Here is a 12,833-nt window from a genome sequence, read left to right as displayed (position 1 = left end):
TGTAGCACTTTCTGAATAAACGAATGAAGTTAAAGCATTTGATTAGAGGAATATGAATATGGGTAAAGAACTAGTAGAAGTATATCGCGTACGCTTAGGAGGAAGATGATATGAACATTGCGATTACCGGAGGAACTGGTTTTGTTGGAAGTGAACTAACAGACTCTTTTGTTAATGACGGGCATTCGGTATTTATTCTCACACGGAACCCTGCAAACAAACCTATAAAAAAAGGGGTTACTTATGTAAAGTGGCTTCAGGATGATGCTGAGCCAGAGAAGGACCTCCCAAAGATTCACGCCATCGTGAACCTTGCAGGCGAATCAATTAACAGCGGTCGGTGGACAGAAGAGCGTAAACAGCGTATTCTAGACAGCCGCATTTCGTCAACGAGAGAGATCATTTCCATCATTCAAAAACTTGATCATAAACCACGCGTTCTTGTAAACGCTTCTGCTATTGGATTTTATGGTTCATCACTTGATAAATCATTTACCGAAAATGATACAGAACCTGGTTCTGACTTCCTAGCAGATGTTACACGCAAATGGGAAGATGAAGCAATGAAAGCACAGAATCATGGAGTTCGTACCGTTCTTGCGCGATTTGGTGTTGTCCTTGGCGAAGAAGGAGCCCTTCCTTTGATGACCTTGCCATATAAATTATTTATGGGTGGTAAACTTGGTGATGGACGACAATGGTATTCCTGGGTACATATTATGGATGTAGTTGGGATGATTCGATTTGCTGTTGATCACGACTCTGTCCAGGGGCCATTAAACGTAACCGCACCTGAACCAAAGAGAATGAATGATTTTGGTAAAACAATTGGGGAAGTAATGAATCGACCTCACTGGATGCCTGTTCCTGAAGCACCTGTTCAAGCAGCTCTAGGAGAAAAAAGTGGGATTGTATTAAAAGGACAGTGCGTTCTTCCCCAGAAAGCTAAAGAATTAGGCTACCCTTTCCGCTACCTTAAATTAAAAGACGCATTAGAGAACCTGCTGGTCTAAACCAGCAGGTTTTTTCAAACCCTCCCTTCATTTGAATAGAAGCATTACCTATTTTCTAAGAAAAGTGAAATCGTTATGTTTATGAAAAGTTTGTATCTCAATTAAAATATCCTTCGACATCTACACATTCGATGATGTAGTACCGATGATGGATAATGGATATAATGGATTAACTAGCTGTTTTCGACGATGTGTCGTTATAAAACTAAAAGATGATAGGTGAATAATGTGACGATATTATTTAAGCAAGCTCGAGTTTATCCAGTTTCATCACCATTACTCCCATGTGCTGATGTTCTTGTAAAGGACGGCCTTATTCATGAAGTCTCCCCCTCTATATCTGAAGAAGCTGATATGACCGTAATTGATGGCAAAGGTTATCACCTTTTACCCGGTTTCATTGATGCCCATACACATGTAGGCCTTTATGACGAAGGCACTGGCTGGGCTGGCAATGATGCAAACGAAACCGTTGAAGCTCTAACTCCCCATGTAAGAGCACTTGACGGTGTAAATCCACTCGATGTTGGTTTTAAAGATGCGATTGCATTTGGCGTAACTTCTGTTCAAGTTATGCCTGGAAGTGCGAATATTATTGGCGGTATAACAACTGTTCTGAAAACGCATGGAAAGAACGTAGAGAAAATGATTGTCAGAGAAACCGCCGGTCTAAAAATTGCATTAGGTGAAAACCCGAAACGGGTTCATAGTCACTCCAATAATGATTCTATTACCCGCATGGGAATTATGGGCCTTCTTCGAGAAGCGTTCTATGATGCTGGGAGATCTAATCAGATAGAGCACCCACGAATTTCACCCATTATTGCAGCACTAAATCGTGAAATTCCTGTCAGAATTCACGCTCACCGTGCAGACGATATATTAACAGCTGTTCGATTTGCTAGGGAGTTTAATCTTGATCTCAGAATTGAGCATTGTACAGAAGGCCATCTTATTGCAGATGAACTTAGTGGACAGAACCTTAAAGTAACTGTAGGACCTTCTATGACGAGACGTTCGAAGATAGAATTAAAGAACAAAACTTGGGCGACTTATGGCATTCTGAATAGCCACGGGATTGAAGTGTCAATCACAACAGATCATCCATACGTTCCTATTCAGTACTTAAATATTTGTGCAGCGCTTGCTGTTAGAGAAGGGTTAAGCGAAGAAAAAGCGATTGAAGGAATTACACTAAATCCCGCTAAAAGTCTTGGAGTCGAACACCGTATTGGAAGTATAGAAGTTGGAAAAGATGCCGATTTAGTGCTCTGGTCTAATCATCCATTCCAGTACGATGCCCGTCCAATATTGACGATGATTAACGGAGAAATTATTCGTTAAAATGGCTTAAATTTCTTGTCACATAGACACTTACAAAAGCTTTACATTTAGAAGTGAAAAATACGCAAAAAACTAGTATCTTTTTTTAAATAAATCGAGTATGATACTTTTGTAATTACAATAAAATGAACTAACAACTTCATATCTGAATATGGGAAGGCAATTGGTGCGCCACCAGCAGTGACTGGTCCTAGTGGGTTCGATTCCCACCCCGAATAATAATTCAACATACTATTATTCGAGGGTGGGGATAAGTCTGCCCTCGACAGGAGGGAAACTCATGATTAAACATCGTGACCTGTCGGAATGTCATGTGCTATTTGACTTGATGGTTGACCCAGCTGTCTTCCCATTCGTGCGTCATAAAGCAAGCTCTTACGAAGAATATCTATTCTTAACAAAACAACTTATTGAAGCTGAGGAACAGGGAGAATTAATTTCAAGGACCATTCTTGATGAATGGGGTGCACCTATTGGTACAATTAATTTGTTTGATATTGAACATCAAACTGGCTTTCTTGGAACGTGGATTGGTACCCCTTACCACGGCAAAGGTTATAATCAAATCGCGAAAGAAGCTTTCTTCAATGAACTGTTTTTTGATAAGCAAATTAATACAATTTTCATGAGAATTAACAAGGATAACATTCGCTCTCAAAAAGCGGCAGAAAAAATCCCTTATGTTGAGAAAGCTAATGAGAAATGGCCTGAAGTTTATAAGCAAATTAATACTGGAGAGAAATCATATCATTTATATGAAATTGAACGCGATAACTATCACCTTCACGTCATGCGCGAAGGTACAGAAACAGTTGAAGTTCAATTAGAAGCATAAGTTCCTCTTAAAGGAACTTTTTTTATTGCCTTATTTCTTTTGACTTTTTGTTGTAGAGTGTCATAATCCACAGCGTTACTATCAGCCCCTGGTCATTGCTTTTATCCACATGTGCATAGAACTTTATGTGATGGCAATGCTAGTAGCATCTTAAGGAAAAGAGGGGTTATTATGGATAAACGTAAAGGCAGAGAAAATAAGGAAGCAAAAATGACGCTAACGAAGACCCAAGATGTTCTTTTTGGAAGAGAATTCAAACGTGCTGACCGAGCTGGGCATAAATAAAGACGAATAATTAAACAAAAACGAGCCATTCTAATGAGTGGAGAGATCTTCTCCAAACACATTTACAGGAGCTGATTAAGATGGCAAAACGTCCAAATTTTTCAGAAGGTAAACAAAAGCGTCAAGCTAAAAATCCAATTCCATCAGCACAAAACGAGGATGTAGAATTCGCAAATGAATTCGACACCGCTGATGCGAAAGCAGCTGAAAGATCAAGGGCAGCAAACCAGCGCGCGAAGAAAAACAAATAATCAAAAAGGGGACCATATCGGTCCCTTTTTGATTTCAGAAAAAAATAGCGATTCAGAAGTTAACAAGAAAGTTACGCACAAGCTGTTAACAATGTGGATAACAGTTACCTTTCCTTTTTTAGAGCACACTTATTATAAACAACTCTTTCTGTTGATAACCTCTTATCAACCTGTGGATATTGTTGATAAACTTGTTAGTAACGCTATAAACACCTATTCATCTTGTGTATAAGTCTGTGGAAAGTGTTAATGACTGTATTTAGCTTCCAGTCGGAAAGGTTTAACTACTGATTTTATCCATAAATAAGTTTGTAACTATTCCTTATTTCCTGTGTTTCTTTTAAAAACAGATACTACTTCGATATGAGCTGTTTGTGGGAACATATCGACTGGCTGTAAATGCTGAAGCTCATATCCCTTTTTTATTAAATAAGAAGAATCCTTTGCAAGCGTTGAAGGATTACAGGATACATAAACAATTCGATCTGGCTTTGCTTTTACCATCGTAGCTAATAACGTCTCATCACAGCCAGTTCTCGGTGGATCTACCACAATTACGTTTGGTTTGAACCCTTCTTTTATCCACTTAGGAACGACCTCTTCTGCTTTACCTACATCGTAAGTCATCTTCTCCTGATAACCGTGACTTTTAGCATTCTTTCTTGCATCATCAATCGATTCTTTAATGACATCCATCCCTCTGACTTCTCGCGCATTATCGGCAAGCCATAATCCAATCGTACCTACTCCACAATAAGCATCTATAATGTTTTCTTTACCAGTAAGCGCAGCAGCTTTTTTCACTTCATCATAGAGGTGAACAGTTTGCGTGGGATTTAGCTGGAAAAAGGCACGAGCAGATAATTCGAAATTTAGATCTCCTAATGATTCCTCTATTACTTCTTCCCCATCTAATACGAAGGTTTTATCACCGAATATTAGAGATGTTCTCTGCCCATTTACATTTTGAATAACCGACTTCACATCAGGAAGCCTTTTCTTCACTTCTTTAATAAGTAATTCTTTCCGAGGAATGTTCTCTTCTGAAGTGACAAGCACTAATTGGATTTGTCCCGTCTCAAATCCAACTCTCGTTACGATTGTACGAACGAGCCCCTTCCTCTTCTTTTCATGATATATCGAAATATTTAAATCCTCGAGGATCTTCACAACTTGACGAGTGACTCGATTTGTTTCCGGATGTTGTACTAAACAGTTTGTCAGTTCCACAAGCTCGTGTGACCCTGCTCCGTATAATCCTGCAATGACTTTTCCCTTTTGCTTTCTTACCTGAAGCTGACTTTTATTTCGATAGTTCCAGGGATCTTTCATTCCAATTACGGGCTTTATCGTTATGTCCTTTTCACCCAATTTTGCATGCCGTTCAAACGACTGAATCACAATATCTCGTTTTTCACGAAGTTGTGCCTTATAGCTTAAATGTTGGAGCTGACATCCTCCGCATTCTTCATATACCGGACATGGTGGAGTGGTTCTGTCATTCGATTTTTTTCGAAGCCTTTTTATTTTTGCTTCAGCACGATTTGAAAAAACCTTTGTGACTTCAGCTGTAATTTCTTCCCCAGGTAGTGCCCCAGGAACAAATACCACTGTCCTCTTAAAAAAACCGACCCCTTCTCCATTTATCCCCAATCGTTTAATTGTTAAAGGAATTGTTTGACCGTTCGTAAGCCCTGTCCCTTTCACATTTTTGTTATCCAAAAATATCTCTCCTTCTACTTAGCCGCTTAAGCTTTCCCATAAATACATGGACACATAGCTTGAATACGGAGACCATTTCTCTTTATACTTACCGACTTCTTCTTTTGTAGGTTTTGTTGATAATTGAAACCATTTCATAATGGCATTTTGAATCCCAACATCACCTACGGGTAATATATCTTTCCGTCTTAGTCCAAAAAGCAGTACACATTCAACTGTCCATGGACCAACACCTCTTATTGGAAGCAGTTCATCATATACTTCCTTAGTTGTTAAATTGTTGAGGTTCTCTAAATCAAGCTCTCCTGATACAATCTTTTCAGCAATTCCAATCACATATTCTGCTTTTCTTTTGCTAAATTGTAAATCGCGTAATTCTTGAACAGTTAAACGACTAACCACCTCTGGTTCAGGATAGAACCACACGCCATCCATTTCAGTTCCATAGCTTGTCACAAAACGATAGGTCAGCGTATACGCAAACTTCATATTAAGCTGCTGATGAACAATATTCTTCAGTAATGCACAATAAGCGTCAGGCTCACAAATAATTGGCATACCGAGGTAATTATTCATCAATGATCGAATATTTGTTTCTTTTAGTACTGACGAAATCCCTTCAATGTCCATATGAAAGTCAAACATTTGACTAATCTGAGTAATCGCTTGTTCCTTATTACTTACATCATTTCCGTATATCTCAAAGCAAGGGTATTTACGATTTCCAGTTGATTGAACTGTATATACGGCTTTTTCATTATTAATAATAAGAGGAATCTTAAATTGTTGATTGTGACCATCGACGTACTGAAGAGGATCCATTCTCATTCTTTGGAAAAGTCGATCTACGTCATATGGCGCTTTAAGATATAACTTCTCAATCCACATCATACCGCCTCCATTCGATAGGTCGTCTATATTATCGCAAATCCAAAACAGGATTACTAGGTACAGAAGAGCAAGTCATCCTTTCTTCTTTCTTCTTAAATCATGCAAAAGACTGCCATTTCTGGCAGCCTAGAATATTTATTAAGGAATAAGCGGTTCAGGAATTGTTTCAGTTAGGACAAGATCATCCAGACTTTTAAAGGTATACCCGTCTTCTTTTAAATCCTTAATAACTTTCTGAAGAGCTTCAGCGTTATCTTTTGAGACTGTATGAAGAAGCAGTATCGCTCCCGGGTGAACTTGTTTCATAATCGAATCATAAGCATACTGACTCCCCTTTTGCTTATCCGTTTCCCAATCTTTATAGGCAAGTGACCAGAAGATGTTACGATACCCCTCTTCGTAAGTAATAGCGAGTGACCTTTCGCTAAAAACGCCGCGAGGTGGTCGAACATACTGCATCGTTTCATCTCCGGTTAATCGGGTGTACTCTTCCTTCACTTTTTTTAATTCAATTCTTATTTTTTCATCAGAAATGGCCGTCATATCAGGGTGACTCCAGGAATGATTCCCAACGATATGTCCCTCTTTTACCATTCTCTTAACGAGATCTGGCTGGTCCTTTAAGTAATGACCGGTAACGAAAAAGGTGGCAGGTACACCTTCTTTCTTTAGAACATCCAAAATATCGTCAGTGAATCCATTCTCATACCCATTATCAAATGTCATATACAATTCCTTCTGATCCGTTCGACCAATGAAGTAGCTGTCATAGGGCTTTAGTAATTCCTGAAATTCAGGCTCTGTTGTGGCAGGTGCATGATTTTTGCTTCGTTTAAAATACCAATCATGAGACGTGTTATCTATCGCATAGGTTCCCGTCACTGTTCCAATAAATATAACGATCGTCATTACGAGTATCCTCATTTAATCCCTCCTTTGTCTGTCCCCTTATTTAGTGTGTGAAGTTTGCACTGTTTTCTATCCTAATTCCATCTCTTTGGCTAAGGAAATTACTTCCTCAAACCGAATACTTTGTTATCCCCATAAGAAAACCAGCATTTCTGCTGGTTATTGTCGCGTGTTAAATTCAAAACTAAGGTAGTCTTGAACCGGGATCCAAGCACCAATTCCTTGCTGAGTTACGTTACGAACCTCAAGTTTCATTTTGCTTCCTTTTAAAACAAGATAAACTTCTCCATATGTTACTGTTCCTTTTTCATTTACAGCAGGAACATAGCTCGTTAAAGTACCATAGTTCTTAGCTCCCACATTATACACATTACCTTTTTTAGTATCTTTCCCAATCATTGTTTGAAAAGATAAAGAGAGCTTCGTTTTTTCAGATGCCTTCATCATCATCATCTTCTTCACGTCTTCACTATCAGGAATCGAGGCCGTTAGACCACCATTCACCTTCTTCTCTTCCTCTTGGCGATACGTCATCTGAATTGGACCACTTCCACCTCGATTATCTACCCGATTTATATTCGCCTGCTTGTATTGCCAGTTAATATTTGTTTCAGCAGAATCATAATTTAACGCCCACTTACCTAGATAAATACTCGCACGATAACCGATCGCTAGCTTAGACGGTGAAATCGAAGAATCATTTAAAATCTGAATCAATTCAGGATTAGCAATGGGGACATCTGCAGATCCTGTTAACTCCTTCGTCAACTCACTCGGCTGCAAAGTAGGTAAATCCTGTGCGGGATTTGGATAAGTGTTTTCTTTCGAAATATTAACCGTAGAGTCAGGAACTTTTAGCGATTGATCTTTCTGCGCTTTCTGACCTTCTGCGGCTAGTGTGTTTAGAGGTAGAATAACAGCTAGAATAACGAGCATTAACACGATTTTCTTCATACAAACTTCTCCTTTGTTAGCATTCATTTAACCGAATGGCTTCAAACTCTTATCAGTATTTTTTTCTAGAACCATCCCTTTTATCCAACAAATTTAGATATTAAAAGCGGAAGCGAACATTTAGAGTCGATAAGCGCTAGACATTTCCCCAAAAAAAAATGAACGCTTAAGCGTTCATTTTCTCAAAAGTAGGATAGAAAAATTGGACAAGAGGCCCGATGCCAAACGTAATGGCAATCGTGCCCACACCAATCGGCCCTCCTAAAAGCAATGCAGCAAGTAGCGCAATAAGTTCACCAGCCGTTTTCGAAGTTCGAATGCTTAAACCAGTTCTATGATGAATGGCAAGCATTAAACCATCGATTGGGATCACCGCAAATTTGGCTTGAAGGTATATCGCAATACCTAGGCCGATGAATATCATTCCTACTATAAAAACCGCGTAAGCAAGGAATACGTCAGTAATCGTCCAATTTGAAAACAATGTAATTAACCAAAAATCAATAAACAAACCTGTTACGATAATCGTGATAAGAGCAAAAAAATCTGGCCAGGCTTTCATCAGAAGCGCATTGACTATAATCAAGATGACTCCAACGAGGATTACCCAGGTCCCAACCGTAAAACCGATCTTCTCAGATAATCCTACGTTAAGCGCATCCCAAGCTCCTGCTCCGATATCAGATTTAATTGTTAATGTTATTCCAGCAGTTAATACGAAGAGCCCTATTACATAAAATAAGAATCGTTTTATTTTCACTGACTGCATCCTCTCTTTTACTATATCCTTTTCATTGTAACGTACGATGTAGTAAAAAGACGACACTTTCTAAGCTATTCCTTTTAAGCCTTACTTTGACTTGAGTCTTCTTCCTTTTGCTGTTCGAATAATTCTATATCACGCCATTTTCCATAACGGTAATATCCAATAGCAAATACGCTCGAGATAATAAAGCTCACTCCTATACCGTACGCAATCCCTTCTGCTCCTAACCATTTTGAAAAAACGTAAGTGAGGGGAACGCGAAGGACCCAGAATGAAATAATATTAAGTATAAGCACTTGAACCATAGCACCGGCAGCTTTAACCACTCCATTTAAAACAAAATTAATACCAAGAAACGGATAGAAAAAAGCAACGGTTTTTAAGTAGTTCTCACCGAAAGCAATTGTCTTAGGGTCATCAATAAAGAGACGGATCATTGATTCAGCTGATAAAAAGATAATAGCACTAATTGTAAAAGAAACGGCAAGGATTAAAACAATCCCATTCTTAGATATCGCTGAAACTCTTTGCCACTTTCCAGAGCCAATGTTCTGTCCAGCCATGCTATTTACAGCGGCCCCAAGCGTAAACGCCGGTAACATGATAATACGATCAAGCCTTTGCGCAGCTCCAAAACCAGCAACCACTTGTGTACCAAAACTTGCAACAATCCCCATAATCGCCGTCACTCCCGCTGAAACGGTCATCATTTGTAAGCCAGCAGGAATTCCAAGCTTTGAAATACGTTTAAGCTCTTTCATGTCTGGAAGATGGGGAACAGTAAACGGGATTTTAGACTTCCAGATAGAATAAACCACACCATATAGAAAGGCTGACCCTTGAGAAATAATCGTTGCATATGCAGCACCTTCAATTCCCCAGTTGAAATAAGCAATAAACAACGGATCCAGTGCAGTATTTAAAATTACAGCAAAAAGGACAAATCGAATCGGAGTTTTACTATCCCCTAGAGCTCGCAATACTGTGCCAATAAAGTTATACCCAAATAAAAAGAGAATGCCTAAAAAGTTAATTCGCAAGTATACTTTCGTACTTTCAAATATCTCATCTGGCGTTCCAAGGAATTTAAGAATGGGGTCAGTAAAGAGGAAGCCAATAATTCCAAACGCAACCGATAAGATCGTTAACGCAACAACAAAAGCATTTAGCGACTCGACTAACCCTTCTTTATCAGATGCCCCTTTCCGCTGAGACAGTACTGTTAACGTTGCACTATTCACTCCGATGATGAAGGAGAGAACAGTGAAAATGACGGGAGCTGCAATTGAAATCGCGCCAAGTGCATTTGAACCGAGTAAGTTACCAACCCAAATGCTATCTATAAATTGATAAGACGTTTGCAGTAAATTAGTTAAAAAAATAGGCAATGAAAAATAAACCATTTGCTTCGTAATGTTACCTTGAGTAAAATCATAGCTCTTGTTCATCTGATTACCTTCTTATGTTGAAATTAGAATCTACATATGGCTATACCCCTAGTATCTGATTGAAAAACGAATGAATGCGCTAAAAGCTCCCGTAGTAAATAATGGCATATTATCGCGTTTTAGAATTCGAGATTAGAGGAAGATTAAGATTAGAGTTAAATTCGAAAGGAGAATTTGTAATGGCAATGTCTCAATCAGAAATTAAAAACAAGGTACTGAGCATTTTTGATTCTCACTATGTAGGAACACTTAGCACAGTGAAGGAAAATAAGCCTCATTCAAGATTTATGACGTTCTTCCACGATGAACTTACACTAATGACTCCAACTAGTAAGGAAACTCATAAAGTAGAAGACATCGAGCAAAATAATAACGTGCACGTTTTGCTTGGATACGACGGCGAAGGTTGGCATGACCGTTACGTAGAAGTACAAGGTCACGTCACGATAGATGACTCAAAAGAAACGAAAGAAAAACTATGGGGTGACCAGCTGAAACGATGGTTCGATTCACCAGAAGATCCAAACTATGTCGTTCTCAAAATCACTCCGGACACAATTCGTTTAATGAATGAGGGTGAAAACACACCAGAAACACTTGAGTTATAAAATAACCTCCCATTCGAAGAGTTTTTCTACGCATAGATAGGTAAAATAAAGAAACGAAAAAAAGGGCCACTGTGGTGACCCTTTTTTTCGTTTCTTTATTTTGATACAATCTCGAAAGTTTCCTTCAATTCAATACTCCCTACAACAGACTGTGCCATTGAACAATGCTTTTTCGTTAATTCAAGCGCTCTTTCTACTTTCTGCTCGTTCAGCTCTCCAACTAGTGTGAAATGAAGATGAATTTCTTCAACACGATTTGCTTCCTTTTCATTACGAGTGACATCCGCTTTTATTTGAATATCTTCATAGTCCATTCGCTTTTTATCAAGAATTTGGCGTAACACACCACCACTACAAACTGCTATTGATGAAACAAGTAGTTGATATGGACGAAAACCAAACTGCTCGTCCCCTGAAATATGAAGCGTTCCATATTCAAAATCAGCTGTAAAACCAGTTTCTTCTTTCTTCATGTTAAATTCCAACATGACCACTCCTTTACTAGACGTTGTCCTTATTTTAGATCAGCTTTTAAAAAAATGCGAACGGTGGCTCTTTTCACCCCATTCCATTATAATAAGCACTGATAAGAATTTCCTTTTTTGGCTAATTGGAGTGTGAACAAATTGTTTGAATCAAACCGTTACCGATTTCTGATTCTTATTTCAATCGTTTTTATTTCCGGGTATTCTCAAGGGATGCTGCTTCCTTTATTATCTATTCTTCTAGAGGAGGCAGGCGTATCGTCTAGCATGAATGGCCTTAATGCTTCGGCTCTTTACATAGGGATCCTTTTTGCCTCACCCTTTATTGAGAAACCCGTTCGAAAATATGGTTATAAACCAGCTATAGCCGTTGGACTTCTGCTTGTTATTGTTTCAATTACGCTAATACCTATATGGCAGGCTTTTTGGTTTTGGTTCATTTTAAGAATCATTGTCGGAATAGGAGATAACCTTCTTCATTTCGCAACACAACTTTGGATTACAACAACGACCCCAAAAGAAAAAAGGGGGAGAAACATCGCCATTTATGGATCTGCATTCGGACTCGGTTTCGCTGCCGGTCCCCTCTCGACTATTCTAGTTGAGTATTCTATGTACCTCCCATTTTTACTGGCATCAGGCATTGCTATGGTGACATGGTTGATGCTGACAAAAATCAAAAATGATTTCCCTGATCCATTGACGCAAGGTTCTGAACGAGTTCTATCTAAATATGCGCGCGTCCTGAAAGTTGGCTGGGTAGCCCTCTTACCTTCTTTCGGATACGGATTTCTTGAAGCATCTCTTCACGGTAATTTCCCTGTGTATGCACTTCGGAACGGAATTGATATTAAATCGGTTTCGATACTACTTCCAGCCTTTGTAATCGGAAGTCTTGTGTTTCAAATGCCTCTTGGCGTTATCAGTGATAAATTTGGTCGAAAAAATATCTTGCTCGTTAGTATTTTTATTGGCTGGGTTAGTTTTTCGTGTGCGATCTTCACCACATCAGTACCAATACTTTTTATCTTATTTTTCCTTGCAGGCATGATGGTTGGATCTTTATTTTCACTAAGTATTACCTACTTGGCCGATCTGCTACCAAATAGTCTTCTCCCAACCGGGAACATTCTAGCTGGCATATTTTTTGGCATTGGTAGTATACTCGGACCCTATCTTGGTGGAGTTTTCATTGATTGGTTTACAGAAGGAAGCATTTTCTATGCGATTAGCGGGATGCTACTCTTCTTATTTACAGCAACGTCCGTTCATAAGAAACCCGAACCACATGCTCAGTATTCTACATCGTGAGTAAAGAAACC

General features: G+C 38.9%; 14 protein-coding genes. 7 read left to right on the top strand and 7 right to left on the bottom strand.

Annotated elements, in window-relative coordinates; translation table 11 throughout:
• Window positions 1-110 precede the first annotated feature (110 nt).
• The 5 genes from Q4550_RS14810 to Q4550_RS14790 all read left to right on the top strand — a co-directional run bounded on the left by Q4550_RS14810 (window position 111) and on the right by Q4550_RS14790 (window position 3,728).
• Window positions 111-1,013: a TIGR01777 family oxidoreductase gene (locus Q4550_RS14810; RefSeq protein WP_303533926.1), complete on the top strand. Its 903-nt coding sequence runs from the start codon at window positions 111-113 to the stop codon at window positions 1,011-1,013.
• A gap of 228 nt (window positions 1,014-1,241) precedes the next feature.
• A complete protein-coding gene (locus Q4550_RS14805) occupies window positions 1,242-2,357 on the top strand; it encodes an amidohydrolase (RefSeq protein ID WP_303533923.1) in 1,116 nt (371 codons plus the stop codon).
• Window positions 2,358-2,637: 280 nt separating this feature from the next.
• A complete protein-coding gene (locus Q4550_RS14800) occupies window positions 2,638-3,192 on the top strand; it encodes a GNAT family N-acetyltransferase (protein WP_303533921.1) in 555 nt (184 codons plus the stop codon).
• 171 nt (window positions 3,193-3,363) lie between these two features.
• Complete coding sequence (locus tag Q4550_RS14795; protein ID WP_194220105.1) at window positions 3,364-3,477, top strand: YfhE family protein; 114 nt, start codon at window positions 3,364-3,366, stop codon at window positions 3,475-3,477.
• Window positions 3,478-3,557: 80 nt separating this feature from the next.
• Window positions 3,558-3,728 carry a YfhD family protein gene (locus Q4550_RS14790; RefSeq protein ID WP_303533920.1) on the top strand — a complete coding sequence of 57 codons (171 nt, stop codon included), beginning with the start codon at window positions 3,558-3,560 and terminating at the stop codon, window positions 3,726-3,728.
• A gap of 315 nt (window positions 3,729-4,043) precedes the next feature.
• On the opposite strand, the gene rlmD is transcribed toward Q4550_RS14790, so the two are convergent.
• The 6 genes from rlmD to Q4550_RS14760 form a co-directional block, all read right to left on the bottom strand.
• Window positions 4,044-5,450 (bottom strand): 23S rRNA (uracil(1939)-C(5))-methyltransferase RlmD, encoded by a 1,407-nt coding sequence (gene rlmD, locus Q4550_RS14785; protein ID WP_303533917.1) that lies wholly within the window; start codon window positions 5,448-5,450, stop codon window positions 4,044-4,046.
• Window positions 5,451-5,468: 18 nt separating this feature from the next.
• Window positions 5,469-6,338 (bottom strand): DNA-3-methyladenine glycosylase family protein, encoded by an 870-nt coding sequence (locus tag Q4550_RS14780; protein WP_303533915.1) that lies wholly within the window; start codon window positions 6,336-6,338, stop codon window positions 5,469-5,471.
• 141 nt (window positions 6,339-6,479) lie between these two features.
• Entirely contained in the window at window positions 6,480-7,265 is a 786-nt protein-coding gene (gene pdaA, locus Q4550_RS14775; protein WP_303533912.1) for a delta-lactam-biosynthetic de-N-acetylase, read from the bottom strand.
• A gap of 144 nt (window positions 7,266-7,409) precedes the next feature.
• Window positions 7,410-8,204, bottom strand: a complete 795-nt coding sequence (locus Q4550_RS14770) for a YfkD famly protein (RefSeq protein WP_303533909.1) — start codon at window positions 8,202-8,204, stop codon at window positions 7,410-7,412.
• A gap of 166 nt (window positions 8,205-8,370) precedes the next feature.
• Window positions 8,371-8,973 carry a YczE/YyaS/YitT family protein gene (locus Q4550_RS14765; protein ID WP_303534019.1) on the bottom strand — a complete coding sequence of 201 codons (603 nt, stop codon included), beginning with the start codon at window positions 8,971-8,973 and terminating at the stop codon, window positions 8,371-8,373.
• A gap of 74 nt (window positions 8,974-9,047) precedes the next feature.
• Entirely contained in the window at window positions 9,048-10,418 is a 1,371-nt protein-coding gene (locus Q4550_RS14760) for an MATE family efflux transporter (protein ID WP_303533907.1), read from the bottom strand.
• A gap of 185 nt (window positions 10,419-10,603) precedes the next feature.
• On the opposite strand from Q4550_RS14760, the gene Q4550_RS14755 reads away from it, so the two are divergent.
• Complete coding sequence (locus Q4550_RS14755; RefSeq protein ID WP_303534016.1) at window positions 10,604-11,026, top strand: pyridoxamine 5'-phosphate oxidase family protein; 423 nt, start codon at window positions 10,604-10,606, stop codon at window positions 11,024-11,026.
• Between the two features lie 95 nt (window positions 11,027-11,121).
• On the opposite strand, the gene Q4550_RS14750 is transcribed toward Q4550_RS14755, so the two are convergent.
• Window positions 11,122-11,511 (bottom strand): OsmC family protein, encoded by a 390-nt coding sequence (locus tag Q4550_RS14750; protein ID WP_371018520.1) that lies wholly within the window; start codon window positions 11,509-11,511, stop codon window positions 11,122-11,124.
• Between the two features lie 141 nt (window positions 11,512-11,652).
• Between Q4550_RS14750 and Q4550_RS14745 the strand changes: the two genes are divergently transcribed.
• Complete coding sequence (locus Q4550_RS14745; protein WP_303533903.1) at window positions 11,653-12,822, top strand: MFS transporter; 1,170 nt, start codon at window positions 11,653-11,655, stop codon at window positions 12,820-12,822.
• Window positions 12,823-12,833 lie beyond the last annotated feature (11 nt).

This window comes from Anaerobacillus sp. 1_MG-2023 (genome assembly GCF_030547345.1).
In the GTDB taxonomy this organism is placed as follows: Bacteria; Bacillota; Bacilli; order Bacillales; family Guptibacillaceae; genus Guptibacillus; species Guptibacillus hwajinpoensis_B.
This window is presented reverse-complemented; position numbering and strand designations above follow the sequence as displayed.

What these genes read in the sequence shown, in the direction of transcription:
- Q4550_RS14795 (WP_194220105.1), top strand. Translation starts at nt 3,364, where the DNA reads ATGGATAAACGTAAAGGCAGAGAAAATAAGGAAGCAAAAATGACGCTA.
- pdaA (WP_303533912.1), bottom strand. Translation starts at nt 7,265, where the DNA reads ATGAGGATACTCGTAATGACGATCGTTATATTTATTGGAACAGTGACG.
- Q4550_RS14810 (WP_303533926.1), top strand. Translation starts at nt 111, where the DNA reads ATGAACATTGCGATTACCGGAGGAACTGGTTTTGTTGGAAGTGAACTA.
- Q4550_RS14800 (WP_303533921.1), top strand. Translation starts at nt 2,638, where the DNA reads ATGATTAAACATCGTGACCTGTCGGAATGTCATGTGCTATTTGACTTG.
- Q4550_RS14770 (WP_303533909.1), bottom strand. Translation starts at nt 8,204, where the DNA reads ATGAAGAAAATCGTGTTAATGCTCGTTATTCTAGCTGTTATTCTACCT.
- Q4550_RS14780 (WP_303533915.1), bottom strand. Translation starts at nt 6,338, where the DNA reads ATGTGGATTGAGAAGTTATATCTTAAAGCGCCATATGACGTAGATCGA.
- Q4550_RS14790 (WP_303533920.1), top strand. Translation starts at nt 3,558, where the DNA reads ATGGCAAAACGTCCAAATTTTTCAGAAGGTAAACAAAAGCGTCAAGCT.
- Q4550_RS14760 (WP_303533907.1), bottom strand. Translation starts at nt 10,418, where the DNA reads ATGAACAAGAGCTATGATTTTACTCAAGGTAACATTACGAAGCAAATG.
- Q4550_RS14755 (WP_303534016.1), top strand. Translation starts at nt 10,604, where the DNA reads ATGTCTCAATCAGAAATTAAAAACAAGGTACTGAGCATTTTTGATTCT.
- Q4550_RS14765 (WP_303534019.1), bottom strand. Translation starts at nt 8,973, where the DNA reads ATGCAGTCAGTGAAAATAAAACGATTCTTATTTTATGTAATAGGGCTC.